Annotated in this window: 1 protein-coding gene; it reads right to left on the minus strand. The window is 58.0% G+C overall.

Translation table 11 applies throughout. The features are described 5' to 3' along the window. Positions 1–238, minus strand: a 238-nt coding sequence (locus HU767_RS28650) for an immunoglobulin-like domain-containing protein (RefSeq protein WP_186731127.1), incomplete at both ends; no start/stop codon positions are given.

The following is a 238-nucleotide window of genomic DNA, read 5'->3' on the forward strand; positions in this document are numbered from 1 at the left end:
CGGTCAGGGTGGCGGTGTAGGTGATGGTGCCGTTTTCGTTCACGGTCGGCGTAGCAGTCAACGTCACGGTAGTGGTGTCGTTGACATCGCTAACCACAGTGCTAACTGGCGTGGTGTTTGGAGCGATAGCTTCGAGGTTGCCGCCAATGGCGGTACTGATGCTTTCGGTGACGGTGGTCGGACCTTGATAAACGTCGTTACCCACAGCGACATCGAGCGTACCCGAACTTGCACCGGC

Source organism: Pseudomonas sp. SWRI179 (assembly GCF_014268705.1).
Taxonomy (GTDB): domain Bacteria; phylum Pseudomonadota; class Gammaproteobacteria; order Pseudomonadales; family Pseudomonadaceae; genus Aquipseudomonas; species Aquipseudomonas zanjanensis.